The sequence below is a fragment of the Acinetobacter sp. ANC_7511 genome (genome assembly GCF_056779975.1).
Genome location: NZ_JBWYIY010000017.1, coordinates 26,222 through 47,766, shown reverse-complemented (window position 1 = coordinate 47,766; position 21,545 = coordinate 26,222). Strand labels below are relative to the sequence as shown.

The following is a 21,545-nucleotide window of genomic DNA, read 5'->3' as shown; positions in this document are numbered from 1 at the left end:
CCCATGAGCGGTAAGCATCCTTTAGTACAAGCTGTAGAAAATGCTCAGCTTAAACAAGACATCCCAGCTTTTGCACCAGGTGACACAGTAGTTGTCCAAGTAAAAGTAAAAGAAGGCGACCGTGAACGTTTACAAGCGTTCGAAGGCGTTGTAATCGCTAAGAAAAACCGTGGTTTGAACTCTGCGTTCACAGTACGTAAAATTTCTAGCGGTGTTGGTGTTGAGCGTGTTTTCCAAACTCATTCACCAATCGTAGCTAAAATCGAAGTTAAACGTCGTGGTGACGTTCGTCGTGCTAAACTTTATTACCTACGTGAACTTTCTGGTAAAGCTGCACGTATTCGTGAAAAGTTACCAGCTCGTAAACAAGGTTAATTTTAGCCTTGCTTCGAAGCAAAAAAATGCGCCTTTTGGCGCATTTTTTTATGATCAAAACTTACAAACCTTGAATCTTCAAACGATTGGCATGTTGTCTAAAGATTGATACTGGATCAGGAGCAAAGAAGCCTTTAAGCCCAAGTATTTGATTGACTTCATCAAAATGATTTAAGTTGTAATTATCACGAATTACTTTGCCGTATTTAGCACTACAAATAGGCACGAGACCATCGTGATTGCGTTCATTAGGCATAATCGCTGTCCCTAAGACAACAATTGCGGTATCTAAAATATCGAGAACATTGGTCACCTTTGAAGAACCAATCCAAGAATAATGATATACGCCGTTAGCCGTTTGTGATGAACCGTTAGAATTACAGTCTTTCGGGATCGCAGCAGAAGGGAACTTTTGATTAAATTCTAAAGAACCTTTTACAGAAAGATCATACATGGATTGTTCGTAATTAACGCTAAGACTTGGATTACCTTCCATAATTGAAATTGCAGGTGCCAAAATATCACCAATAACTAATTTTGCTACACTATTAAGCACTTTACTATTTACGAAAGTATCTCCTAGGGGAGAGCCCTTAATACTGCCTGCAACAGCAGTTAGAGAAGCAACTTTCTCAGGAGCAATGGCTTCAACGTACCGTACAGTAGGTCCTCCATGACTATGGCCGATCAAATTGACCTTGTCTTTACCCGTAATAGCTAAAGCTGTTTCTACTTGTTGTAACAGTTGCTCACCACGAACCACAGTTGATTCGACAGGAGACATTTGAGCGACAAAAACACGTGCACCATTTCGTGCGAGGTCAGGGGTAATTTGATAGAACTGATCTAAACCGAAATGTTCTGTACCAATGCGGCTAAAACCTAATGCAAAGCCATGGGCCATAACAATAGGGTACTTAGTTTGCGCATAATTGGTATTTACGTATTTAGCTTCGACATCGATCAGGCCGGAAGCATATGTAAGTTGAGATAATCCTACCAGACTTAGCAGAAGTACTAGGATCATTTTTTTTGTTTTCATGTTTTCTTCCTTAAAAAGACAATATTTATTGTCAAAAAATATTGTAAAGAAAAACTAAACAAAAATAAGATAAATCCGACTAAATGTTAATCATTATTAAACTGAAAGAAAGGGTGAAAAGCTCACCCTTTGTGTTTAGGTTTTATAGCCCTTGGAGTTTAAGTCGATTTGCATGCTGACGATAAACATCTACAGCGCTTGGTGCAAAAATGCTTTTTAAACCGAGTAGATGGTTAATTTCATCTAAATGATTCCATTTATAATTATCACGAATGACCTTGCCAAATCGAGCGGAGCAACGTCCTACAATTCCATCTCCATCTTTTTCAGCCAAAAGAGAAGAAGCTAACATGCCATAATCAGATGGATCTAAAGCGGTATTAAATGGAGAGTTACCCATAAATGAATAATAATGAGTATTGTTGACACGATAAGCCCCTTCACCACATTGGGTTGTAGGTACACCATTTGGAAAATTCTGACTAAATTTGAGTGATTCTTTCGTTCCTAAACTTTGTAGGGCTGCTTTAGCATCATAAGGAAAGACTTTTGGATCAAGACCAGATGCGAATGTAATCACTGGCGATACCAGATTGTCAAAAATCGCGCGAGCAGGTGCTTCTAAAATATTACCTACCAGAACACCTTCTAGTATATCAGCCATTCTTGCTCCTTGATTTCCAGAAGCAATTGTCGTAACAGATGCGACATGATCAGGTATAACACCTGCAATATATCGAACAGTCTGACCACCATGACTATGTCCGATTAAATTCACTTTTTGCTTGCCGGTAATGGCAAGTATCTCTTCAACTTGACTCAGTGCTTGTTCGCCTCGCACTTCACTTGAGTTCATCGTTGAAACACGTGTTTGCCAGATGTTTGCACCATTTCGAGCAAGATCAGGAGTGATCTGATAAAAGTAGTCAACACCGACCATACTACCAAAGCCAAATAAGCCATGGGCAAGCACAATAGGGTATTGGGTTTGTGCATAATTTGATTTAGGTGTTTTGACGGTATGGTTAACGGCTAAATCTTTAATTTGCGTTGAGGCTTGTGCAACAGGAAGAAAACATGAACCTATGCATAGGCTCATGACTATTTTTTTTAGTTTCATTTTCGATACTCATTCAGTGATTCGTTTATTTTTATGATTCAGGCGATATCCATCGCCATAATTTAAGATACTAAAATTGTGACCTAAGTCTATAAAAAAGAGATAAAGTGCAAATTTATTGATATAAATTGGATGGGTGACTCATTTATAGGATAGATATGTCATGCTAATGAGGGCTATTTAAACAGTCTGGACCCATCTAGAGATGAGTGCAGACAAAAAAATATATTAGAGACCTTGTTGTTTAAGGCGATTTGCATGTTGACGATACATCGAGACTGGATCTGGCGCAAAGACACTTTTTAAACCAAGCACTTGATTGACTTCATCTAGATGATTCCAATTGAGATCATCACGGATGGTTTTACCGAATTTCGCACTACAGCGTGAAACTAGTCCATCATTCTCTTGACCACCGTCAATTAATAGACTGGTAATTTTTAAAGCTGAGTCTAGATCAAGTGGGTTTGTGGCCGTTCCGATACCCGTAAAGGAATAGTTATATATTCCTTGTTCACGATATAAACCTTCAGAGCATGAGTTTTGAGGAACGCCTATAGGATATTTTTGATTAAATATTGCTGATCCTGCTAAGCTCAAACTATTGGCTCCCGCAAGTGAGTCATGAGGGAAGGATGCTGGATCAAGTCCCTGTGCCCAAATAATAGCTTTAGACAGTAGATTGACTACAGCCACAATAGGTGTTTCAAGGATTGGTGCTGTATCACGAATTTTTAATATAAAATCAGACACTGGTGAGCCTTGATGTGGCGCCCCAATCGCTGTCATTGATGCGACTAATTCAGGTCTTACACCTGCGACATATCGAATTGTGGGCCCGCCGTGAGAGTGACCGATTAGATTGACCTTAGGCGATCCAGTGAGTGCAATGACTTCTTCAACTTGATGTAAAAGTTGCTCACCCCGAATTTCTGATGAGTTAAATGGCGATACACGGGAAGCCCATACATTTGCACCGTTACGGGCGAGATCAGGTAAAATTTGATACCAATAATCTACACCGAGTGGATCAGTGCCAATACGGATAAAACCAGACATTCCGTGACTAAATACGATTGGATACTGGGTTTTTGCATAAGTAGTTTGAAATTTTGAAGTCACTTGTTCAGGTGCTGTAGCAGCGTAACTCGTGCCAATTAAACATGCGAAAGAGAGGCATGTCCCCAAAATAAATTTTCTCATCTCTATTCCTTAGATGGATTGAAATACTCGACAATTTCCGTTGTCACAATAAGAGTATAGCGAAGCAAAAGGAAAGAAAAGTGGATTTAAACTTTAGGGAACAATTTTTAAGATAAGCCTCCATAATTTCGTGATGAGCGTATGGAGGCTTGAGAAGATTATAGTCCTTGAAGTTTCAAACGATTTGCGTGTTGTCGATAAACCGATACTGGATCTGCTGCAAAAATGCTAGTCATCCCCATCATTTGATTGACCTCATCTAAATGATTCCAACGGTAATCATCCCGAATCGTTTGTCCGAAGCGAGCACTGCAAACTGGGACTAAACCATCATTTGCACCTTCCTTAGATACAATGAAAGATGCCGCTTGCATTGCATAATCCGATGGATCAAGGGCATTGGTAAACGGTGTATTACCAGTAAATGAATACATACGCATGCCATTGACTTGATATGCACCCTCACCACATTTTGTGGTTGGTACACCCGCAGGGAAACGTTCTGTAAATGCTAATGAGCCTGCTGTAGATAAACTTTTAGCCGAGGCAAGCGAATCATGTGGCAGGCTTTTCGCATTTAATCCTTGTGCCCAAACAATTGCTCCCGAGACAAAATTCATCGCTGTCGCAAGCACAGTATCAAGTCCTGTTCCTTCTGAACGCAAGATAAAGTCTGCCATAGGTGATCCTTTATTCACACCAGCGACAGTGGTCATGGATGCCACATGTTCAGGAATTGTTCCACCAATATAACGTATTGATGGTCCACCTTGACTATGCCCAATTAAGTTCACTTTTTGTGCACCAGTAATGGCTAAAATATCTTCAACTTGTTGAAGCAATTGCTCTCCACGAATTTCGTTGGAGTTGAATGGAGATACTCGTGTAGGCCAGACATTAGCACCATTACGCGCTAGATCTGGCAGGATTTGGTGCCAATAATCTAAACCAAAGCTCTCTGTACCAAGACGGACAAATCCTGTTAGTCCGTGTGCAAATACGATTGGGTATTTAGTTTTTGCGTAGGTATTGTATTTGCCAAGTGTCGAGGTTACAGGTTTCACTTCTAATGCAGAAGCATTAGATAATTGAGTCGTTAAGCAAGCTGCAGACGTAAGTAGGCACGCCATAATTTTGTTGTATTTCATCATCATCCTCAACTTTTTATTATCAAACCCTAATCCTAGAGTTAAATTGATTATAGTGATGTAAATCACATTTTAAATATCGAATAGATGAATGGTAAATTTTTAAGGTTAAAAAAGAGAGGTAGATTTGATCAATGAACTATCTTGATGAAGATTTGAATCTGCTTTCAAATCCAGCCTAATGAATTTGAAAGCAATTAATCAATTAAAGAGCTAGAGATTTAAAGTCCTTGTAATTTAAGGCGGTTGGCGTGCTGTCTATAAACTGCAACTGGGTCAGGAGCAAAAAATCCTTTAATTCCGAACAGCAAGTTCACCTCATCTAAATGATTCCACGGAAAGTCATCACGAATAGTTTTACCAAAATGGGCACTACAAACTGGAACGATGCCATCATTTTTTCCTGCTTTATGAACCGACAAACGGTCAAGTAGAACCATGACAGGGTCACCTAGATCCAAGGCATTCGTAAAAGGCTTGTTTCCTGTCATTGAATATAAATGAATTCCTTTTTCTTGATAAGCACCTTCGCCACAGTGGGTTAATGGTAAACCGAGAGGGAATTTTTGATTAAACAAGGCAGTTCCTTCAACAGATGTACTCACACCAGCGGCCATCGCATCATGTGGGAACGTATCAGCAGGAAGACCTTGCGCCCACATAATGACTTTACCAAAAGTGCTGATGAGAACATTCAGTAGCTCTGATGTTCCTGTTTTATCTGCGATTTTTAATACATCTGACGCGATGATTGTACCTTTGTTGGCACCGGCTACAGTCATCACCGATGCAACATGTTCAGGCATTACACCTGCGGCATAACGAACAGAGTTTGCACCATGACTATGACCAATCAGATTGAGTTTGTCAGCACCAGTAATCGCCATGACTTCTTCAAGTTGTTGAACATATTGTTCACCTCGGACTTCAGAAGAATTGAAAGGAGACATTCTAGCCGCCCATGTGTTTGCACCGTTTCTCGCTAGATCAGGTAAAATTTGATACCAGTAATCCATGCCTAGACTTTCAGTGCCCAAACGTATAAATCCAACCATTCCATGAGCGAATACAATAGGATATTTCGTTTTGGCATAGTCAGATTTGACACTTGAGACTTTGATCTGTTGAGCTTGAGTAGCATAAGTTGTCGTAGATGTTAGACATAGCGCTGTCACCAGCGAGCCTAGAATGTGTTTTATTTTCATTATTATTCCTAGTTTTTAGTGAATCTATGATGTTCTTCCAGATGAACATACAGAAGACCTTAAAAGATGTTATTGAATGCAACAAGATACAAAAAATGCCAATTTAGCTTGCCGAATTAACATATAAAAAGCAAAAAAGAATCAAAAGTTGAAATAATTAAAGGATTTAATCATTAGCAAATGTGTTCAAAAAGCATTATTTAAATTTTGTCGAGAGTCGCTGATGGTCGGAAAAGCTATTCTGATGAATAGCTTTCCATTTGACTGCGCTATTTTGTGCGTCTAGAGTCCTGTCAGTTTCAAACGATTGGCATGCTGGCGATAAAGTGAAATAGGATCTGGGGCAAATAAACCTCTGAGACCGAACATCATATTAGCTAAATCGGTATGATTTAGTTTGTAATCATCACGAATCACACGTCCAATATGCGTGCTACAGCGCCCAACCATGCCATCATTATCTTTATTGCCATACGCTAAAGGCCCGAGCTGCATTAAAATGGTATCGATATCTAAGAGGTTGGTGGTTTGTGCAACACCAGTCCAAGAATAATAAAAGATTCCGTTGTCTATTGGGCTGCCTAAACGAGTACAACTTGACGCGAGAGCTTTTGTTGGAAAACGTTCATTAAATGCAGCAGAGCCTGTTTCAGTTAATGATTTCATCGAAGCATCAAAGCTGATCGGCATATCAGGACGACCTTGTGCATAAGCAATTAATGGGGGAATGATGTAATCCCCTAAAATATTAAATATTGTTCGAGTTGCTTCATTATTTTGAATTTTATCTGCGACCATAGAACCTCTGAAAGTCCCTCCTACACCAGTAACAGAAGCAACATAGTCGGGTTTTACTGCTGCAACATAACGCACAGTCGGTCCGCCGTGCGAATGACCAATCAGATTGACCTTTTTCTGCCCAGTGATCGCAATTACTTCTTCAACCTGAGAAATTAATTGTTCTCCTCGAAATTCAGTCGTATGAGCAGGTGAGAGTTGTGCTGCAAAAACGCGTGCACCATTGCGCGATAGATCAGGTAAGATTTGATACCAATAGTCAATATTGAATGTTTCATTGCCTATGCGAGACCAGCCTAACCAACCGTGTGTCATCACAATAGGATATTTGGTTTTTGCGTAACTACCGATCTTTGTCTCATTTACTTCGAGTAATCCCGGACCTGCGTGGGCAGTTAATGAGCTTGATAAGCATAGCGTTGTGACGAATGCTAACGTCGTAGGTATCAATTTAAGTTTTAAGTTTTTCATCGTTCTTCCCTGTGAATGAATGTGTTCCTTGAAAAGATTAATCGGCAAAAGGAAGTTGACCGCCTTGATCATGAACTTGCTCGAATGTTTCTACCCGAAGTTGCTCTTGCGAATTATTAAAATGTTGGGAACGGAGGCGTTGTACAGCTTCCTGCTTTGCACTAGGGCTCATATTACTTTTGACAATGCTGTCACGTTCAGATAAATATTGATTGACCTTGCTTTTCCAATTTGAGCGCTGTCCATCAAGATTTTCTAGACGTTGTGTTGCTTCAGGACCCACTAAGCTGAGACGCATTTGACGAATTTCTTCTGCACTACCACCACGAGCTTTAATTTCTGCAGTTAATTGACGAAGATCTTCGAGTTGAGAAAGTTGTTTTAAATTTTCTTTCCAATCTTCAGGTAGATCATTGAACAGTTCTTTTAATTTATCGGCTTTTTGTTTTTCCGATAAATTTTTATCTTCCATGACACTCATGCGAGCCAAGGTATAATCATGATATTCATCTTCGATACCAAATAAACCTTCAATTTCATAGTCTGAAAAAAATTGTTTACGCAATGATTTCATCTGATTAAAAATAGCTTTGTAATACTGCGCACTTTCTTTGTCATGGTTTGGTGGTGTTAGGTCACCCATTTTTTCACGATATTGAACATAGCGTGACCATAAATCTGTCAGTTGACCTAGTAATGGTTCTTGATAGCTGCTTTGAGCAAATTTAATAAAATCAGCCTTGATTTGCGTAATCTCTTTTTCGCCGTATTGGGTAATAAAAAACTCAAAACAGTTCTTAGTATTTTCATTCACAATCAAACGGTTGGCGTTATCGGTTTGGATTTGACAATTGATTTGAATATCTTGCTGACTTTTACTTGCAAAGCTAGAACCATTCACGGTTGTACTTTGTTGTAGCGCCATATTTTCTGATTGAATTTCGGCATCTTGTGCTGCTCGTTGTGAGTTTTCAGCAGATTCAGCTGAGTCAGGTTTCAACCATTGAAAGAGAAGGAATAAAACGATCAGACACGCCACAATCAGCAGTGTAATTTTCAATTTAGCTTTTGAATTCATTTCACATCCTATGAAATCATTTAGTTATTATTAATGGTGTAGAATAATTTGCCACAAATGTCACATTTTATGCATAAAAATTTAATCAATATTCGATAAATGGATTTGATAAAATAGCAGTATTTTACTGATCTGAATATTATCTAATGTCTGCTAAATCTCCAAAAATTACTCGACGTCATATAAGTGGTGTATTTCTACTCAACAAACCTTTGGGGATTAGCTCAAATGCAGCATTGCAAAAAGTGCGTTGGCTCTATCGTGCTGAAAAAGGTGGTCATACTGGCGCTTTAGATCCATTAGCATCAGGCTTACTCCCGATTTGCTTAGGTGAAGCGACCAAGTTTTCACACTTTTTACTGGAATCTACTAAACGTTATCAAACGACGATTCAATTGGGAAATAGTACAACTACAGGTGATGTCGAGGGTGAAGTTTTGCTCGAGGCACAACCGATTGAACTTAACGAAGATAAAATTCAAAGCGTGATTCAGCAATTCGTTGGAGACATTCAACAAGTTCCTCCAATGTATTCTGCTTTAAAGAAAGAAGGTCGTCCTTTGTATGAGCTGGCGCGTAAAGGAATTGAAATCGAACGTGAGGCTCGTCCAATTCATATTTTCGCGATTGAACTGATGTCTTTCACTCAAGATTCAATTACTTTGGATGTGACATGCTCAAAAGGAACGTATATCCGAGTATTGGGAGAGGATATTGCTCAAGCTTTAGGAAGTTATGGGCACTTAACATATTTACATCGTATTCAAACTGGACATTTTGGTATTGTGCCAGAGTACACCATTGAATACTTAGAAAGTCTAACTGAACAACAACGTGAAGCATTGTTGTTACCTGCTTATGCGCCTGTGGATCATTTTCCAAAAGTTCAAGTACCAGAAGGTCGTGCAGAATATTTCTGTCGTGGGATGGAAAGTAATATTGATCATCCTGCCGAATCTCAAGTCCTCGTATTTGATGAAAAAAAGTGTTTAGGTTTAGCTGAAATTACTGATAAAAAACGTCTAGTTCCTAAACGTGTATTAAATTTATAAGCGAACTCAATTATGGAATTAGACATCATCCTCAGCCTGATTTTTTTTGCATTTTGCGCAGGCGCGATTGATGCAGCAGTCGGTGGTGGTGGTCTCATTCAGATTCCAGCATTGATGAGTGCTTTTCCTCATATGGCGCCAGCAACATTATTTGGCACCAATAAGCTAGCTGCGGTTGTTGGAACAGCAACATCCGCGTGGACTTTCGCTAAAAAAGTTAAGTTTGAATGGAAGTTATTACTGGTGGTGGCGATATGTGCTGCCATCAGTTCTTTTGCGGGAGCTGCCAGTGTTTCTATGATTCCGAAATCAATCTTGCAGCCCTTTGTCTTGGTGATGCTGATTGTGATGGCAATTTACACATTGTCAAAGAAGGAGTTTGGACAGGTTCAGATTGCACAAACGGTAAACACTAAAATTCTGATCTTGGCTGGAATAGGAAGTTTGGCGATTGGGTTTTATGACGGATTATTCGGTCCGGGAACGGGAAGTTTTTTTATTTTTTATTTTATTCGATATTTACAAGTCGATTTTTTGCATGCAGCAGCTTTGGCCAAGATTGGTAATGTGATGACCAATTTAGCCGCTCTTACATTCTTTATTCCTGCAGGCCACATTTTATTTGCAGTAGGTGCCATGATGGCTGTCGCTAATATGATCGGCTCGATTGTCGGGGTGAAGTTGGCGCTTAAATACGGTAGCGGTTTTATTCGTATTCTGTTTTTAATTCTACTATCTATTTTAATTGTTCGATTAAGTTATCAGATGTTCTTAATGTAAACCATTCTCAACATTAAACTTTTTTATACAAATCGCTTCTTAAACCTATCTCTAAGTTATCGCCTAAGCTCTTATAGTAAGTTGAGTGTTTTGAAGATCATTCAAGTTTTTCTTTTTTCAAATCATATTTATAAGACAGGATAACAAGATGAATATTTTTGAAGCTTTACGTGAAAGTCATGATGTTCAACGTGAACTTGCTGAGAAGCTGGTTCAAACTTCAGGGGACACGCCAGAACGCCGAACATTATTTGAGCAGCTAAAAAATGAATTGTTTGCTCATGCAGTGGCAGAAGATCGATACTTCTATATTCCACTGATGATGACCGATTCAGGTTTGAATATTACGCGTCATGCATTAGCTGAACATCATGAAATGGACGAATTACTTGAGCAACTCACCGAAACTGAATTCAGTAATCCAGGATGGTTAGCCATCGCGAAAAAATTGTCAGAAACCGTGCATCATCATCTTGAAGAAGAAGAGCATGGCTTTTTTCAGCAAGCAGGAAAAATTCTAGAGGATAAACAAAAGGAGAGTTTGGCTAAAAAATATCAAACTGAATATAAGAAATATAAGAAATTAGATAAAGACAGCTTGGTTTAACCCCATGATAAAAAAAGATGGCATGTGCCATCTTTTTTTATGTTTCTATGCCATGTGATTTCATTCTAGCAGCGCGATAAGTAACACCAATTGATGCAATCATAATACAACCCAAAGCAACGGCTTGTAATAAGGTAATGTGTTCATTCAACAGTAACCAACCTGTCAATGCACCTAATGCTGGTGACAAACTTGATAGCGTTCCATAAGACATTTTACTTAAATTCTTTAATGCCAATAAATCCAATGCATAGGGAATAGCAGTAGCCAAAAGCGCAATGACGATGGCTTGTGGCCAATATTCAAATTGAACTAATGCGGATGGATTATAAACCATACTGATCGGCAATAAGGTCAATGCTGAGAGGACGATTGCAATACTGAGAGCATGCATGCCGATATTCTGCCGAACGACTTTCTGTCCAAAATAAATATAGAATGCCCAACAAATGCCTGCACCAATGGCCATAGCAGCCCCAAGATATGAAAAGTTAGTCGCATTGGCATCTTGCCAAGGCACCATCAGTGCTACACCGAAAATTGCCAGGATGACCCAAATGTAATCACTTCGATGTTGGATTGACAGTAAAGCCAACGTGAGTGGGCCTAAGAACTCAAGTCCTACTGCAATCCCTTGTGGTAGTTTTCCTAATGATGCATAAAACAAGACATTCATCAAAGCGACTGAACCACTATAAAAGAGAAGATCTTTCCATTTTAAGTAAGGAAGGCGACGAAGAATTTTCCATGAACGGAACATCAATACAACCATAATTGATGCAAAGCATAGACGTAAAGTGACCACAGTAAATGGATCTAAAACTTCAAAAAGCTGCTTTGCGAAGGATGCACTAATTTGATAGGCGATCATGGATAAGACCATGAACAGCACGGCAGTGAGTTGAGCATTTGGCATTGGGAAAACGAAGCCGAATTAAAAAGAGTGAGACTGCTCAAATTTTAACATTATTATGATGACCACAGTGCTTAAATCCATCATGGAAAATGTAGTTTAAATTAAGTATGAGATCATTCTTGTTTGGCGTGTTGAGTGGTATAGGTGCAGCCAATTGAGGCACAAATGATGGTAAACAATGCTAGCCATTGATTCCATAACAATTGCTCACCCAAAAATACAAACCCAGATAATGCGGCAACAGCTGGTTCAATACTCATCAGGGTACCGAAACTTAATGCTGTTAGATTTCGTAGTGCAATCATTTCTAAAGTAAAGGGTAAAGCACTGGCGAGTATCGCTAAAGTGATGAATAACATTAGATGATTAATTTCAAATACGCTTGCTGGCAAGCCGATACTGAGGGCGATCGGCATGAGAATGATACTTCCAACAAACATGCCTAAACATACGGTGTGATTACCTGAAACTCCCGAAGGCCGCTGACCAGCAATAATATAAAGTGCCCAACATGCGCCAGCTGCCAACGCAAAAAATACACCAAGTAAATCCAAAGGTTGTTTGGCTTTGTCAAAGGGAAATAAAAGGATCAGTCCAATAATGGCCAAACTAACCCAAATAAAATCAAACTTTTGACGCGCATAATATAAGGCCACACTGAGTGGACCAATAAATTCAAATGAAACTGCTAAACCGAGTGGAAGACGATCAATGGCAAGATAGAACAACATATTCATGCCAGCTAATGCGACACCATAACTGACAATGGCTGTCCATTTAATTTGTTTAAATTGAATTTTCCAAACTTGAAAAATAAGCGCCAAAATCACAGCACTAAATGTCAGACGTAGAGCTGACACAGTAATGATCGGGAATTGTTCAAATAAAACTTTTGCTAATGAACCACTACTTTGTAGACTGATCATGGCGATCAATAACAAACCGAGTGCTTGTAACTGCGGGTTTATTTTTAACAAAGACATGGTTTTAAACGTATGGTGGTTAGATTAGAAAGGGATATCTTTCATCTAAGTTGGCGGAGCCTACGTCAACTCAGATGAAACACCATAAAAAAACCACAGCTCGAAAAAGCTGTGGTTTTCCAAACGTATTAGAGATTAGAACAATACGCGAGCGCGGATTGTACCTTCTACGTTATGAAGTGTATCAAGTGCTTCAGCAGAAGCTGTAGCATCAACGTCCATGACTAAATAACCCACATCACCTTTGGTCATAAGAGACTGACCTGAGATGTTAATGCCGTGTTCAGCAAACAGGTTGTTAATTTTAGACAACACGCCTGGAATGTTTTTGTGAATGTGAAGTAAACGGTGTTTACCTTCAGTCAATGGAAGCGCAATTTCAGGGAAGTTAACTGCTGACAATGTCATACCTTTGTCAGAGTAAGCAACGAATTTCTCTGCAACTTCTAGACCGATGTTTGCTTGAGCTTCCATCGTAGAACCACCCACGTGCGGTGTTAAAATCACGTTCGGGATATTACGTAGTGGAGAGATAAACTCTTCACCGTTCGCTTTAGGCTCTTTCGGGAATACGTCAACAGCAGCACCAGCCAAATGACCTGATTTCAGAGCATCAGCTAAATCTTCAATTACTACACATGTACCACGTGCAGCATTGATGAAGATTGAACCTTGTTTCATCTGAGCAAATTGCTCTTTGGTCATGAAATTACGTGTAGAAGGAACATCTGGCACGTGTAGTGATACAACATCAGCATTTGCAAGAAGTTCGCCCATTGAGCCAACTTGGCGAGCATTACCTAAAGGTAATTTTGTTACTGTATCAAAGTAAATCACTTTCATACCCATGCTTTCAGCAAGTACAGAAAGTTGTGAACCAATTGAACCGTAACCCACAATACCTAAAGTTTTACCACGTGTTTCAAATGAACCTACTGCAGATTTGTTCCAACCACCTGCATGTGTATCTGTAGATTTTTCAGGTACACGACGAAGGAGAAGAATAGCTTCAGCTAATACAAGTTCAGCAACAGAACGAGTATTTGAGTATGGTGCGTTGAACACTGGAATACCACGGCTCATCGCAGCATTCAAGTTCACTTGGTTTGTACCAATACAGAAACAACCGACCGCGATCAATTTATTCGCAGCTTCAAAAACTTCTTCAGTTAATTGTGTGCGCGAACGAATACCGATGAAGTGAGCATCTTTAATCGCTTCTTTCAGCGCTTCACCTTCAAGCGCAGTTTTACGATAGTCGATGTTGGTGTATCCAGCAGCATTCAAAGTGTCGATTGCGTTTTGGTGAACGCCTTCTAACAATAGGAAACGAATTTTATCTTTAGGCAAAGAGAGATGTTGGCTCATTACGGCTCCGCTACAAAGGCCAAATTTAGTGGCAGTATGATAGCATACGTGAGCGTGCTATATACATTTCCTTTATGACTTGAGCTATGGATATTTTTGCAAGATATAGTCCTTATCAGACAAACTGCGGTTGAATTAACTGCATCATATCTAAGTAACATTCGCAAAATGTCTGATTTTATCGGGGTTTCATGGGAAAATGCTTTATAATGCACAATCGTGAAATTGACTCATCTAGTCGTGGTGATATTTTCTTCACATTCGCTTAACAAATACGCTTTTAAAATCTTGATTAAAGGTTTGTTTTTTAAGCAATCTACAACTTGTATCTTTCTTGCTAGGTCTGCAAACGATGAATGCTCCAGTTGCTTTAACCCCAGAGTTATTGACTCAATTAACGTCAATTGTTGGTGAAAACCGTATCAAAACTGATGCGGACAGCCTACAAAATTGGGGACGCGATCACACTAAACATTTTGATCCAAACCCATCAGTCATCGTTTTTCCTTCGACGACTGAACAAGTTCAGGCAATTGTGAAACTAGCAAACCAATTTAATGTTGCTGTGACACCATCAGGTGGTCGTACTGGTCTTTCTGCAGGTGCTGTCGCTGCCAACGGTGAAATCGTGGTCAGCATGGATAAGATGAACCAAATTTTGGAATTCTTCCCAGCAGACCGTATGGTACGTGTACAAGCAGGTGTGGTCACTGAACAACTTCAGAACTATGCTGAAGAACAAGGTATGTATTATCCAGTTGATTTCGCTTCAGCTGGTTCATCACAAATCGGCGGTAACATCGGTACTAATGCAGGTGGTATTAAAGTCATTAAATACGGTATGACACGTAACTGGGTACTCGGTCTGACTGTGGTCACTGGTAAAGGTGATGTGCTGCGTTTAAACAAAGGCATGATCAAGAATGCGACAGGTTATGCGTTGCAACACTTATTTATTGGTGGTGAAGGTACTTTAGGTTTAGTGACTGAAGCGGAAATTAAACTTGAGCGTCAACCACAAGATCTGCAAGTGATGGTGCTCGGTGTACCTGACTTTGATGCAGTGATGCCAGTTCTTCACGCGTTCCAAGCGAAAATTGATTTAACTGCGTTCGAGTTCTTCGGTGAACTTGCGATGCAAAAAGTATTGGCAAATGGTCACGTGCAACGTCCATTTGAAACCGAATGCCCATTTTATGTATTGCTTGAGTTTGAAGCGCCATTTGAGCCAATTATGGACAAGGCAATGGAAATCTTTGAGCATTGTATGGAACAAGGTTGGGTACTTGATGGCGTGCTTAGTCAAAGCTTAGACCAAGTAGAAAGCTTATGGCGTCTGCGTGAAGATATTTCTGAGTCAATCGCACCATTTATCCCATACAAAAATGATATTTCAGTGCTCATCACACACGTACCTGCATTCATTAAAGAAATTGATGCAATTGTTGCTGACAATTATCCTGACTTTGAAATCTGCTGGTTTGGTCATATTGGCGATGGTAACTTGCACTTAAATATCTTAAAGCCTGAAAATTTAACCAAAGATGAATTCTTTGCGAAATGTCAGGTGGTGAACAAGTATGTATTTGATACTGTGAAAAAGTATGATGGTTCAATTTCTGCGGAACATGGTGTAGGTATGACGAAGAAGCCATATCTTGAGTACACACGTTCAGCTGAAGAAATTGAATATATGAAAGCGCTCAAACAAGTATTTGATCCAAATGGGATTATGAATCCAGGTAAATTATTTGATTTGTGAAACAAAATCTATCTATAAATAAGGTCTAAAAAACAGCATGCTTGTCATGCTGTTTTTTTATTTCATGAGAAATTTTAATGTTAAAAAGAATAATTTTTCTAAGTGCAATTGCACTTTCACTTAATGGATGTATAGGTCAAAAACAGTCGAATGAGATCAATACTAAAAATCATAATTCTGAAGCTGGTCAAGTAGAAACGTCGAAACAAAATGCCAATTCTGTTCAAAACTCTCCTTTAGATCAAGTGTATCGGAAAATTCAAAGCTTTGAAGATATGAGAACAGTAGATTTACAACAGGAATTCGATACACCTGAATCTGGAAAATCTCATGCAAAAGTAACTGTCACCTATGGTGGACTAGCGGATGACTCTGTTTCTGCACAACGTGAAACTTACCAATTTGAATACATCAATAGTGAGTGGAAAGAAATATCAAAAGATGAAACTTGGAAATGTGGTCGTGGACCAGATACTACAAACTTTCATAATAAATTATGCCCTTAAAAATTTACTTTCGAAATTTTCCATAAAATTGTTACGAGCGTCATTTGAACTGTTTAAATTCAAAAATGTAGCATCAATATGCTGCATTTTTTATTCGTATTTCTCGTTCTATTAATCATTTTTAATGAGCTTTAGAAAAAATAACATACATATCTGTTCTTTTTTGTCACAACAGTTCAGAACATCATATGTAAAAGATCAATGGCGAACTGAGTAAAACAATGATGATGAAAATAATGACCACAGTTGGTCTAGTTAGTATGATGCTCACGGGGTGTGCTACTACGAAAAATGTTATTTCTAAAGTACATGGGAATGACACTCCTTTAGAGCAAGTCTTGAAGCTACATCCTGAATTACGCAATGAGCTTGCGACTGTTGAATTACGTCAGTATTTTAATCGTGCCGAAGCACCGACCGTAGCCGAAGTCAAAGTGACACAAACAGGCTTGATGGATGACTCAATTGCTGCCGAGCGCTTTATCTATAGTTTTAAATTGAACGATGGTAAATGGCAGCAAGTTAATAAGAAAACGGAATACAAATGTGTGCGAGGAAAAAATACAAAATCTTTCCAAACTGCGCTTTGTCCATGACATCAGACCAGAAATTCGGTTTAAAAAGGCATAGTGAGTTATGCCTTTTTTATTGCATGCACTATTGAGTCGAATAAGGATGAGTAGACGAGAAGCGCCACTCACGATAGCAAATATAGCCCATCGCTAAAATGGGAAAAATCATACATAAGAAGCCAAACAACATATAAGTAATCGCACCTAATATTGCACCTGAACTGAAGGATAAAATAGTCGGTAAGATTTTTAGAATATTTTGTTTGGCAACTTGTTTGCGTTCTTCTGATACATGAGGCGCCCCATAAGCAATAGTAAAATCAATGGTTAGTTGAGCAAGATTGCCCGTCATTAAGGTTGAGGTAGCCATTGTAGATAGTAATGTTCGGATAATGGCATTTCGAATTCCCATTGCAGCAATGCCCAATGTTGCGGTAAGTATTGCGCCAAATTCAGCCAAAGTATAAAAGGGGCTGAAATTAAGTCCCGCCAGCATGAAGAGCGTTAACAGTATTGTCTCTGCAATAAAGAACCCCAGTAAGATGTTCGGATACTTGTCTTTCCAACGTTGTTCACACCACGCAGTAATACCAATCGTAACTACGAAAATGCCAATAAAAAGAGCCCACAGTCCTAATCCTCCCAAGATCGTTTCTTTGCCTGCAGTCACGATATAGCCAGTAACATGATTGGTATAAATGCCAAATAATGAAATAAATCCAACGGTATTTAGCCAACCACCGACGAGCGATAGAATCGAAGCTTCATGATGATGTCGCCAGCGATTTTTAATTGGTATGTAGCATTTTGACATAGTTCTAAAAGCTCAAGGTGTACTGAGAGATTACATCGACAAAACAAGTGTTTTATCGAGTCTGCAGATCCTTTGCTTTGTGGAATTAATCCACATGAACATTAAGTAATTAAAAGTTTCATATTGATCAGTGGTGAATGTTCAGATTAGATGATTTCTAACATTTTATATGTTTCAAATTGCATCAAATTTTGATGACAAAAATATTTCAATTGATAAAACACAACTGAAAGCATCATAAAATTAACGTAGAGGGAAATCTAAAACCGCATTAAACTAAAGTCATTCAATAAATAAGATAAAAAATGAAAACACTCGCTTTTATCCATCGTAACGACAGTCATTTTTCAGTTGGAGACTTTAATCCGGTCGTGTCTGTTTTTTCACACTATGAACTCGGAAATACAGTATCCCCATTTTTACTTCTCGATCATATTGGTCCCGGTATATTGAAACCCTCTCAACTGCGTAAAGGTGTTGAAGAGCATCCGCACCGTGGTTTTGAGACAGTCACATTCGTGTATGAAGGTGAGTTAGAGCATTGGGATTCGCAAGGTGGTGGAGGTGTTATTCAGAAAGGTGATGTACAGTGGATGACTGCTGCATCAGGCATTATTCATAAAGAAAAATTTAGTGAGTCATTTTCCCGAGAAGGTGGACGATTTGAAATGATTCAGCTGTGGGTGAATTTGCCAGCAATTGCAAAAAAATCGAATCCGCGTTATCAAAGCTTACTCAAATCTAATATCCCGGTTGTAGAGTTAGCTCATGATGCGGGTACTGCGCGTGTCATTGCTGGAGCCTTTATGCAAGTGAAAGGACCAGCATTAGTCCATAGTCCTTTGCTGGTTTTGGATTTGGATTTAAAAGGAGGTCACACACTCACATTACCAGCAGGACATTTGGATACCACACTGATGTATATGCGCCGTGGTAAAGTTGAATTTGGTACAGATGATGAATTACTGACTGATCAGGGAATGGCGGTGTTTTCAAGTCATGGTGAAAATGTTGAATTCACCACATTGTCTGATAGCAAAATTTTATATCTCATGGGGCAGCCGCTGAACGAGCCTTTAGTCGGGCGTGGTTTTTATGTCATGAATACGCAAGATGAGATTGTTGAAGCGATTGAGGAAATGAAGCATGGTACTTTTTTGAAAAGTCATGCAATTGATGCCAAATGATGTCAATGTTTGGGTGAGAAATTGATTTACGATAAAGGCTAAATTTTCGTTTAATTTTCAGACTTTGTTTCGTAGTTCAGGGTTACAAAAACGCAAAACTTTGTCATGGCATTGTGATGCATTTCACGTAAACTACGCTTCCAAAAAATATTCAAACATGTGAAAAAAACATGCAAAAGGTGAGTAAAGCAACCTTAAGTCGGGCAACAATTATGTTTCCTTTGGCATTGGTGCTCTTCGAATTTTCAGTCTATATCTGTAATGATCTTGTACAACCTGCGATGCTTACGATTACACGTGAGTTTGGTGTAGGCAGTGAGTGGGCGCCATCATCCATGTCTTTCTTTTTATTGGGTGGAGCATCTTTGGCGTGGTTTTTAGGACCGTTATCAGATCGCTTAGGTCGTAAAAAAGTACTCCTTGGAGGTGTTTTCTTTTTTGTAGTCTGCTGTTTGCTCATTTTATTCACCCAGTCTATAGAGCAATTTCTTGCATTTCGTTTTTTACAAGGGATTGGGCTGACCATTATTTCAGCTGTGGGTTATGCTGCCATCCAAGAAATTTTTGAAGAAAGAGATGCGATTAAAGTCATGGCTTTAATGGCGAATATTTCATTGATCGCACCATTACTTGGTCCTGTGCTCGGCGCATTTATGATAGACCATGTGTCTTGGCATTGGGGTTTCATTGGGATTGCCTTTTTAGCAGCCTTAAGTTGGTTTGGTCTTAAAGCAAAAATGCCTGAGCAGCATTTGAGTATTCCAAAGCAACCATTAAGTTATGTATGGGATGATTTCAAAGCCATTTTTAAAAATAAAAAATTTATGGGCTTGGCTTTGTCAGTACCCATGGTCTCAATTCCACTGATTTTGTGGATCGCTATGTCACCTGTAATTTTGGTCGAACAGCTCGGTCTGACCAATATGCAATATGGCTATGCACAGGTGCCTGTATTGGGTGGTTTAATTATTGGAAATATTGTCCTGATTCGTGTTATTGATCGCTATGCAGTAGGAAAGACCGTGGTAGTTGCATTGCCGTTGATGTTAGTTGGAACGCTTATTGTTTTGGCAGGTGCGATTTGGCAGGATTATTTGTTATGGTGCTTAATTATCGGCATGACCTTAATCAGTTTTGGTGAGGGCTGTAGTTTTTCTGTGCTTTATCGTTTCAGTTTAGATGCTTCTGAGGTATCTAAAGGAACTGTTGCTGCCGCAGTAGGCATGATTATGATGATTGCATTCTTTGTTGTGATCGAAATTGTACGCATTATGTATGAATCCTATGGCACGATGGCATATGCATTGGCTTGTTTTATCCTTATTGCACTGTGGTTTAGTGCTCCAAGAAAAATTGTTCATCAGATCATGCAAGAAAGAGCCACTTCAGCATAAAAAAATCCTCCTTGTGGAGGATTTTTTAATCATTGTATTTGTTCGAGATGTTTGAGTTTACGATCAAAAATAAAAGGGGCAAAGGGTAGAACGGAAGCTATCAGCCCAAGAATAAATACATTGATAGACCACTTTTGCTTCTCGCATACCACAAATAATACGACTAAAAACAGCACAAATAGAACGCCATGTCCCATGCCAATATATTTCACATAAATAGGCTGATCTAACATATATTTCATTGGCATGGCAAAAAAGAGCAGTAGTAGGAATGAAATCCCTTCAAGTAAACCAATAATACGTAAGGACTTAATATTCATTCTCAAACCCCACAAAAGAAGACATCCTATTTTACCTAATCGTTGTTATAGCAAAGTTAGAATCTATGTGGACTAGATCGCATTGTTTAAGGGAAATATAATTTATAATAATCGTTTTTTATGATAGTAGATTTAAAAATAAGCTAATATGTCAATCATGTCTATAAAGATGAATATGAAGTGATACTCACAACATTTTATAGATCATCAGCGAAATAATAAAAGGACTAAGCTAGAGCTTAATCCTTTGATGAGTCTTGAGTGTAGCTTAGCGTATAACACCACATGCTACACGATCACCCCCACCACCTAGTGGTTTAGGTTGGTCTGAATAATTGTCACCACCTGCATGTACCATGATGGATAGACCTTGAATGTCTGCAAGTGTGAGACGTGGTGCAATCACTTGTGTTTTTGCATTACCTGACGCGTCAACATTTAACACTGGTAAGTCACCTAGATGACCATCGTTTGGCGTACCATGCCCAGGCGCTTGATTTGGATTATAATGTCCACCAGCGGCAAGCGCAGCACCCATTTTGCCATCTTTTTCAGCAGGTTCACATGAGCCTTTTTCATGGATATGGAACCCGTGATATCCAGGTGATAATTTAGTTAAGTCCGTTGTGATCACAAGACCTTTGTCACCATCTTGGAAGCTAATCGTTCCAATTTGATCATGAACTCCTTGAGCACTCACCACATTTACAGGAATGGTTTGGATTTTAGAGTTGGATTCTTTGGATGCAGATTTATTTTGCGTTGCTGCACATCCCACAAAGCCTAAACTCAGCAATGCACTGAGCATAGAAACTTTGAATGCTGAAACTTTCGATTGCATTTG

At 39.1% G+C, this 21,545-nt stretch carries 22 protein-coding genes; 9 read left to right on the top strand and 13 right to left on the bottom strand.

Annotation, left to right across the window (positions count from 1 at the left end; translation table 11 throughout):
• The first annotated feature begins 3 nt into the window (after positions 1–3).
• On the top strand, positions 4–375 hold the full coding sequence (gene rplS / locus AC1M9L_RS12050; protein ID WP_004787066.1) for a 50S ribosomal protein L19: 372 nt from the start codon (positions 4–6) through the stop codon (positions 373–375).
• Between the two features lie 61 nt (positions 376–436).
• Here rplS and AC1M9L_RS12045 read toward each other — a convergent pair whose 3' ends face one another.
• The 7 genes from AC1M9L_RS12045 to AC1M9L_RS12015 form a co-directional block, all read right to left on the bottom strand.
• Positions 437–1,417, bottom strand: coding sequence for a lipase family alpha/beta hydrolase (locus AC1M9L_RS12045; protein WP_481592261.1), 981 nt, complete (start codon positions 1,415–1,417; stop codon positions 437–439).
• A 142-nt stretch (positions 1,418–1,559) separates the two neighbouring features.
• Positions 1,560–2,537, bottom strand: coding sequence for a lipase family alpha/beta hydrolase (locus tag AC1M9L_RS12040; RefSeq protein WP_481590092.1), 978 nt, complete (start codon positions 2,535–2,537; stop codon positions 1,560–1,562).
• A gap of 228 nt (positions 2,538–2,765) precedes the next feature.
• Positions 2,766–3,740, bottom strand: a complete 975-nt coding sequence (locus tag AC1M9L_RS12035; protein WP_481592260.1) for an esterase/lipase family protein — start codon at positions 3,738–3,740, stop codon at positions 2,766–2,768.
• Positions 3,741–3,898: 158 nt separating this feature from the next.
• Complete coding sequence (locus AC1M9L_RS12030; RefSeq protein WP_081403225.1) at positions 3,899–4,888, bottom strand: lipase family alpha/beta hydrolase; 990 nt, start codon at positions 4,886–4,888, stop codon at positions 3,899–3,901.
• Positions 4,889–5,109: 221 nt separating this feature from the next.
• Positions 5,110–6,093 carry an esterase/lipase family protein gene (locus AC1M9L_RS12025; RefSeq protein WP_092766675.1) on the bottom strand — a complete coding sequence of 328 codons (984 nt, stop codon included), beginning with the start codon at positions 6,091–6,093 and terminating at the stop codon, positions 5,110–5,112.
• Positions 6,094–6,375: 282 nt separating this feature from the next.
• Complete coding sequence (locus AC1M9L_RS12020) at positions 6,376–7,362, bottom strand: lipase family alpha/beta hydrolase (protein ID WP_481592259.1); 987 nt, start codon at positions 7,360–7,362, stop codon at positions 6,376–6,378.
• A gap of 37 nt (positions 7,363–7,399) precedes the next feature.
• Entirely contained in the window at positions 7,400–8,440 is a 1,041-nt protein-coding gene (locus AC1M9L_RS12015; protein ID WP_481592258.1) for a lipase secretion chaperone, read from the bottom strand.
• A gap of 146 nt (positions 8,441–8,586) precedes the next feature.
• On the opposite strand from AC1M9L_RS12015, the gene truB reads away from it, so the two are divergent.
• The 3 genes from truB to AC1M9L_RS12000 all read left to right on the top strand — a co-directional run bounded on the left by truB (position 8,587) and on the right by AC1M9L_RS12000 (position 10,879).
• Positions 8,587–9,492: a tRNA pseudouridine(55) synthase TruB gene (gene truB / locus AC1M9L_RS12010; protein ID WP_035264283.1), complete on the top strand. Its 906-nt coding sequence runs from the start codon at positions 8,587–8,589 to the stop codon at positions 9,490–9,492.
• A gap of 12 nt (positions 9,493–9,504) precedes the next feature.
• Entirely contained in the window at positions 9,505–10,272 is a 768-nt protein-coding gene (locus AC1M9L_RS12005) for a sulfite exporter TauE/SafE family protein (RefSeq protein WP_035264281.1), read from the top strand.
• A gap of 148 nt (positions 10,273–10,420) precedes the next feature.
• Entirely contained in the window at positions 10,421–10,879 is a 459-nt protein-coding gene (locus AC1M9L_RS12000) for a hemerythrin domain-containing protein (RefSeq protein WP_035264279.1), read from the top strand.
• Between the two features lie 37 nt (positions 10,880–10,916).
• Here AC1M9L_RS12000 and AC1M9L_RS11995 read toward each other — a convergent pair whose 3' ends face one another.
• The 3 genes from AC1M9L_RS11995 to serA form a co-directional block, all read right to left on the bottom strand.
• On the bottom strand, positions 10,917–11,795 hold the full coding sequence (locus tag AC1M9L_RS11995) for an EamA family transporter (RefSeq protein ID WP_035264278.1): 879 nt from the start codon (positions 11,793–11,795) through the stop codon (positions 10,917–10,919).
• A gap of 113 nt (positions 11,796–11,908) precedes the next feature.
• Positions 11,909–12,778, bottom strand: coding sequence for an EamA family transporter (locus AC1M9L_RS11990; protein WP_481592257.1), 870 nt, complete (start codon positions 12,776–12,778; stop codon positions 11,909–11,911).
• 135 nt (positions 12,779–12,913) lie between these two features.
• Positions 12,914–14,146 carry a phosphoglycerate dehydrogenase gene (serA, locus tag AC1M9L_RS11985; protein ID WP_035264273.1) on the bottom strand — a complete coding sequence of 411 codons (1,233 nt, stop codon included), beginning with the start codon at positions 14,144–14,146 and terminating at the stop codon, positions 12,914–12,916.
• A 352-nt stretch (positions 14,147–14,498) separates the two neighbouring features.
• Between serA and AC1M9L_RS11980 the strand changes: the two genes are divergently transcribed.
• The 3 genes from AC1M9L_RS11980 to AC1M9L_RS11970 all read left to right on the top strand — a co-directional run bounded on the left by AC1M9L_RS11980 (position 14,499) and on the right by AC1M9L_RS11970 (position 17,010).
• Complete coding sequence (locus AC1M9L_RS11980; protein WP_180028909.1) at positions 14,499–15,908, top strand: FAD-binding oxidoreductase; 1,410 nt, start codon at positions 14,499–14,501, stop codon at positions 15,906–15,908.
• A gap of 77 nt (positions 15,909–15,985) precedes the next feature.
• Positions 15,986–16,414 (top strand): hypothetical protein, encoded by a 429-nt coding sequence (locus AC1M9L_RS11975; RefSeq protein WP_481592256.1) that lies wholly within the window; start codon positions 15,986–15,988, stop codon positions 16,412–16,414.
• Between the two features lie 236 nt (positions 16,415–16,650).
• Entirely contained in the window at positions 16,651–17,010 is a 360-nt protein-coding gene (locus AC1M9L_RS11970) for a hypothetical protein (protein WP_228133217.1), read from the top strand.
• 61 nt (positions 17,011–17,071) lie between these two features.
• On the opposite strand, the gene AC1M9L_RS11965 is transcribed toward AC1M9L_RS11970, so the two are convergent.
• Positions 17,072–17,800, bottom strand: a complete 729-nt coding sequence (locus tag AC1M9L_RS11965; RefSeq protein ID WP_051586500.1) for a YoaK family protein — start codon at positions 17,798–17,800, stop codon at positions 17,072–17,074.
• Positions 17,801–18,105: 305 nt separating this feature from the next.
• Between AC1M9L_RS11965 and AC1M9L_RS11960 the strand changes: the two genes are divergently transcribed.
• Complete coding sequence (locus AC1M9L_RS11960; RefSeq protein ID WP_481592255.1) at positions 18,106–18,987, top strand: pirin family protein; 882 nt, start codon at positions 18,106–18,108, stop codon at positions 18,985–18,987.
• A 170-nt stretch (positions 18,988–19,157) separates the two neighbouring features.
• Positions 19,158–20,381, top strand: coding sequence for a chloramphenicol efflux MFS transporter CraA (gene craA, locus AC1M9L_RS11955; RefSeq protein ID WP_035264265.1), 1,224 nt, complete (start codon positions 19,158–19,160; stop codon positions 20,379–20,381).
• A 29-nt stretch (positions 20,382–20,410) separates the two neighbouring features.
• On the opposite strand, the gene AC1M9L_RS11950 is transcribed toward craA, so the two are convergent.
• Both AC1M9L_RS11950 and sodC read right to left on the bottom strand, forming a co-directional pair.
• Complete coding sequence (locus AC1M9L_RS11950; RefSeq protein WP_179998758.1) at positions 20,411–20,701, bottom strand: DUF3817 domain-containing protein; 291 nt, start codon at positions 20,699–20,701, stop codon at positions 20,411–20,413.
• A gap of 268 nt (positions 20,702–20,969) precedes the next feature.
• Positions 20,970–21,542: a superoxide dismutase [Cu-Zn] SodC gene (sodC, locus tag AC1M9L_RS11945; protein ID WP_481592273.1), complete on the bottom strand. Its 573-nt coding sequence runs from the start codon at positions 21,540–21,542 to the stop codon at positions 20,970–20,972.
• Between the last annotated feature and the right edge of the window lie 3 nt (positions 21,543–21,545).

Coding starts and splice junctions, on each gene's coding strand:
- rplS (WP_004787066.1), top strand. CDS start 4: ATGAGCGGTAAGCATCCTTTAGTACAAGCTGTAGAAAATGCTCAGCTT.
- AC1M9L_RS12045 (WP_481592261.1), bottom strand. CDS start 1,417: ATGAAAACAAAAAAAATGATCCTAGTACTTCTGCTAAGTCTGGTAGGA.
- AC1M9L_RS12040 (WP_481590092.1), bottom strand. CDS start 2,537: ATGAAACTAAAAAAAATAGTCATGAGCCTATGCATAGGTTCATGTTTT.
- AC1M9L_RS12035 (WP_481592260.1), bottom strand. CDS start 3,740: ATGAGAAAATTTATTTTGGGGACATGCCTCTCTTTCGCATGTTTAATT.
- AC1M9L_RS12030 (WP_081403225.1), bottom strand. CDS start 4,888: ATGAAATACAACAAAATTATGGCGTGCCTACTTACGTCTGCAGCTTGC.
- AC1M9L_RS12025 (WP_092766675.1), bottom strand. CDS start 6,093: ATGAAAATAAAACACATTCTAGGCTCGCTGGTGACAGCGCTATGTCTA.
- AC1M9L_RS12020 (WP_481592259.1), bottom strand. CDS start 7,362: ATGAAAAACTTAAAACTTAAATTGATACCTACGACGTTAGCATTCGTC.
- AC1M9L_RS12015 (WP_481592258.1), bottom strand. CDS start 8,440: ATGAATTCAAAAGCTAAATTGAAAATTACACTGCTGATTGTGGCGTGT.
- truB (WP_035264283.1), top strand. CDS start 8,587: ATGTCTGCTAAATCTCCAAAAATTACTCGACGTCATATAAGTGGTGTA.
- AC1M9L_RS12005 (WP_035264281.1), top strand. CDS start 9,505: ATGGAATTAGACATCATCCTCAGCCTGATTTTTTTTGCATTTTGCGCA.
- AC1M9L_RS12000 (WP_035264279.1), top strand. CDS start 10,421: ATGAATATTTTTGAAGCTTTACGTGAAAGTCATGATGTTCAACGTGAA.
- AC1M9L_RS11995 (WP_035264278.1), bottom strand. CDS start 11,795: ATGCCAAATGCTCAACTCACTGCCGTGCTGTTCATGGTCTTATCCATG.
- AC1M9L_RS11990 (WP_481592257.1), bottom strand. CDS start 12,778: ATGTCTTTGTTAAAAATAAACCCGCAGTTACAAGCACTCGGTTTGTTA.
- serA (WP_035264273.1), bottom strand. CDS start 14,146: ATGAGCCAACATCTCTCTTTGCCTAAAGATAAAATTCGTTTCCTATTG.
- AC1M9L_RS11980 (WP_180028909.1), top strand. CDS start 14,499: ATGAATGCTCCAGTTGCTTTAACCCCAGAGTTATTGACTCAATTAACG.
- AC1M9L_RS11975 (WP_481592256.1), top strand. CDS start 15,986: ATGTTAAAAAGAATAATTTTTCTAAGTGCAATTGCACTTTCACTTAAT.
- AC1M9L_RS11970 (WP_228133217.1), top strand. CDS start 16,651: ATGACCACAGTTGGTCTAGTTAGTATGATGCTCACGGGGTGTGCTACT.
- AC1M9L_RS11965 (WP_051586500.1), bottom strand. CDS start 17,800: ATGTCAAAATGCTACATACCAATTAAAAATCGCTGGCGACATCATCAT.
- AC1M9L_RS11960 (WP_481592255.1), top strand. CDS start 18,106: ATGAAAACACTCGCTTTTATCCATCGTAACGACAGTCATTTTTCAGTT.
- craA (WP_035264265.1), top strand. CDS start 19,158: ATGCAAAAGGTGAGTAAAGCAACCTTAAGTCGGGCAACAATTATGTTT.
- AC1M9L_RS11950 (WP_179998758.1), bottom strand. CDS start 20,701: ATGAATATTAAGTCCTTACGTATTATTGGTTTACTTGAAGGGATTTCA.
- sodC (WP_481592273.1), bottom strand. CDS start 21,542: ATGCAATCGAAAGTTTCAGCATTCAAAGTTTCTATGCTCAGTGCATTG.